This is a genomic window from Borrelia crocidurae, assembly GCF_000825665.2.
In the GTDB taxonomy this organism is placed as follows: Bacteria; Spirochaetota; Spirochaetia; order Borreliales; family Borreliaceae; genus Borrelia; species Borrelia duttonii.
Genome location: NZ_LN609267.1, coordinates 195990 through 199742 on the forward strand (window position 1 = coordinate 195990; position 3753 = coordinate 199742).

The following is a 3753-nucleotide window of genomic DNA, read 5'->3' on the forward strand; positions in this document are numbered from 1 at the left end:
TCTATGAAAAAAAAACAATAAATCAATATATTACTACAAACTAACAAAAAGAAGTTAAAATAAGCGTTCTACTTGATTAGCAAAAATGAAAATGTTTTTAGAAAAATTAAATCCCATTGAAAGCAAAATTAAAATACTCGAAGAAAAATTACAAGACGTAAATTTAATTAAAAATCAAAAAGAATATTCAAAAATAATAAAAGAATATAATTATCTAGAAAAAATCAAAGAAAAGAAAGATGAATATCAACACATACTAAATCAAATTAATGAAAATCAAAAAATTTTATCTGAAGAAGATAATTTAGAAATGAAAGATTTAATTAAGCAAGAAATAGCTCACTTATATTCTAAAAAAGATGAGATAGAAAATACAATTAAAATATTACTATTACATCAAGATGAAAATGACGATAAAAATATTATTATAGAAATCAGAGCTGGAACAGGAGGAGAAGAAGCTGCTCTTTTTGCACATAATCTTTATGAAATGTATACAAAATATTCTGAAAAGAAAAAATGGAAAACAGAACTTATTAATTTTAACGAAACAGAACTTGGTGGATTTAAAGAAGTAAGTTTTGAAATAAAAGGCAAAGATGTATTTAAAAAATTAAAACATGAAAGTGGAGTACATAGAGTGCAAAGAATACCCATAACAGAATCTAATGGCAAACTTCAAACTTCAGCAGCAACCGTTGCCGTACTACCTGAGGTTGAAGACACAGATATAGAAATTAATGACAAAGACTTAAGAATAGATGTCTACAGATCTTCTGGAGCTGGTGGTCAACATGTCAATACAACAGATTCTGCTGTTAGAATCACACATTTACCTACAGGAATTGTGGCACAATGTCAAAATGAAAGAAGTCAGCATAAAAATAAAGAACAGGCTATGAAAATTTTAAGAGCCAGACTTTATGAATTGGAAAACCTAAAGAAACAAGAACAACGTTCAAATGATAGAAAACAACAAGTAGGCTCGGGTGACAGATCCGAAAGAATTAGAACTTACAATTTTCCACAAAATAGAGTAACAGATCATAGGGCAAATATTAGTCTTTATAAACTAGAAGAAATTATGCAAGGAGAACTTGACTCCCTTCTAAACACATTAGCACTTAAATTTCAAGAACAATCACTAAAAAATAGTCAGTTATAATTTTATTTTAATGACAATACAAGAAGTAATAAAAAATGCAAAGAAATATAATTTAAGCACTATTGAAATTCTACTACTACTTGAAAAAATACTAAATATTAATAAAGAACTAATCTTTGCAAATACAAATAAAAATCTAACACAACAAGAAGAATATAAATTATTTTCTCAAATAAAAAACATAAAATCAGGAATCCCCATACACTATATACTTGGAACAAAAGAATTTATGGGAATCAAATTCTATATAAACAAACACGTACTAATTCCTAGAGATGATACAGAATGTTTAGTAGAAGAAGCCTTGATTCAAATAAAAAAAAACAATTTAAGTAAAATTCTAGATTTATGTTGTGGAAGTGGATGTATTGGATTAACAATTGCATATTATCTTAAACAAAAAGTAACACTAGCCGATATTTCGGCGCAAGCTTTAAAAGTATCATTAAAAAATACACAAAGACTAAATTTAACAAATCATATAGAAATAAAACGTTCAAATCTGTTAAAATACATAGGTAAAAAGTTTGAGCTAATAATAACTAATCCTCCTTACTTAACTAAAGATGAACTTAGAATAAAGGAAAAATTAGCAAAAGAACCAAGAATAGCACTCTTAGGATTTGGACAAGATGGACTTAAAATTGCAAAAAAAATAATCAAACAAGCAAAATACAAATTAACTAAAAATGGACTCTTAATATTAGAAATGGCTCCGTGGCAAAAAAAATCTCTAGAAAAGTTTGCAATACAAGAAGGTTTCACATATTTAAAAACTATATATGATATTGAAAATAGAGAAAGAGCATTACTTTTAAGGATAAAACATGATACAAGTCTATGAAATTGCATACTTACTTAAAATAAATGATATTGACAAATTAAAAAATATTTTCAAAAAAACTGTAGATAATACTTATCAAGATGACATTCAAAAAAAATTAATATTTAAATCTCTTGAAATATCAGAGCAATTACACTACGGACAATATAGAGAGAGCAAAGAACCATATGTAATTCACCCAATAATGGTTGCACTATTTCTTATAAAATTTCAGTTGGATTTTAAAACAATAATAGCTGGTTTACTACATGATGTTTTAGAAGACACAAGTGTTCAAAAAGAAGAAATCATTAAAGAATTTGATCAAGAGGTTTTCAGTTTAATTGATGGGGTAACCAAAATTCATGATTTGCACAATAAAACAAGAGCAATCAAAGAAGCAAATACAATCTCAAAAATGTTTTTTGCAATGACTCATGACATTAGAATAATAATAATAAAACTTGCAGATAAATTACATAACATGGCAACGCTTTCTCACTTACCTAAAAATCGAAGAGAAAGAATTGCACGAGATTGTCTTGCAACTTACGTACCAATTGCAGAAAGGCTTGGTATCTCATCTCTTAAAATATATCTTGAAGATTTATCATTAAAATATCTTTATCCAAAAGAATATAAAGAAATAAAAAATTTTTTATCCGCAACAAAGATAGAAAGAGAAAAAAAATTATATAAAGGAAAATTAATAATAGAAAAAGAACTCAAAAAAATTGGAATTGACGTCACAATCACAGTGCGTTCAAAACATTTTTACTCAATATTTAGAAAAATGAAAACAAGAAATAACAATATTTCTCAAATTTTTGATACTTTGGGAATAAGAATAATTTGCAAGAAACAAAAAGAATGTTACGAAATACTAGAAATCGTACATAAAGTTTGGAAACCAATACCTGGAAGACTTAAAGACTATATAGCCATTCCTAAAGAAAATAAATATCAATCTCTACATACAACTGTCAGAATACCTGAAGATAATCAATTAATCGAAATACAAATTAGAACAGAAGAAATGGATAAAATTGCAAAATATGGTGTTGCTGCCCACTGGCTTTATAAAGAACAAGTTGAATTAAAAGCTGATGATATATCATTTATCAATCGAATTAAAAAATGGCAACAAGAATCGGCCAATAAAAATCAATACTCAATGCACGATATACATAAGGAACTTCTAAATACATTTATATATGTCTATACACCAGAAGGAGAAATAGTCGAACTTCCATTTGGTTCAAACTCAATTGACTTTGCATATACAATACATACAGATATTGGGGATCAAGCACTTTATGCAAAAATCAATGGCAAAATTAGTTCATTAACCAAACCATTAAAAAACGAACAAATTGTTGAAATATTCACATCTGAAGAAGCAAAACCTGATGTAATTTGGTTGAATAGCGTTAGAACAAAAAAAGCACGTTCAAAAATTAGATCTTGGCTTAATAAAAATGACAATACAATATTTGTAGACAATAACATAATTGCATATTTGATTGGAGAAAATAAAGAACAAAAAAGACTATTTAGTCTATTTAAATCTCTAACAAAATCTAAACTCAAAAGCATTACAACAGCTTCTGATTGTAACCCATTAACAGGTGAAGATATTATTGGTTTAATACAAAAAGATACAATCGTGGTTCATAAAGAAAATTGTAAAGAAATCACATATCAGAAAAAAAACCATCTTGTAGAAGTAGAATGGGAAGCAACACCAACAAGGAAAGTGTATCAT

The 3753-nt window shown here is 27.0% G+C and carries 3 protein-coding genes; all 3 read left to right on the forward strand.

Annotation, left to right across the window (positions count from 1 at the left end; translation table 11 throughout):
- The first annotated feature begins 91 nt into the window (after positions 1-91).
- Positions 92-1165, forward strand: a complete 1074-nt coding sequence (gene prfA, locus BN1173_RS00990; protein ID WP_038366069.1) for a peptide chain release factor 1 — start codon at positions 92-94, stop codon at positions 1163-1165.
- A gap of 10 nt (positions 1166-1175) precedes the next feature.
- Positions 1176-2009 (forward strand): peptide chain release factor N(5)-glutamine methyltransferase, encoded by an 834-nt coding sequence (gene prmC / locus BN1173_RS00995; RefSeq protein WP_012538725.1) that lies wholly within the window; start codon positions 1176-1178, stop codon positions 2007-2009.
- Positions 1993-3753 (forward strand): RelA/SpoT family protein (locus BN1173_RS01000; protein ID WP_040235995.1); only part of this gene is annotated, 1761 nt, incomplete at its 3' end. The genes prmC and BN1173_RS01000, both read left to right, overlap by 17 nt.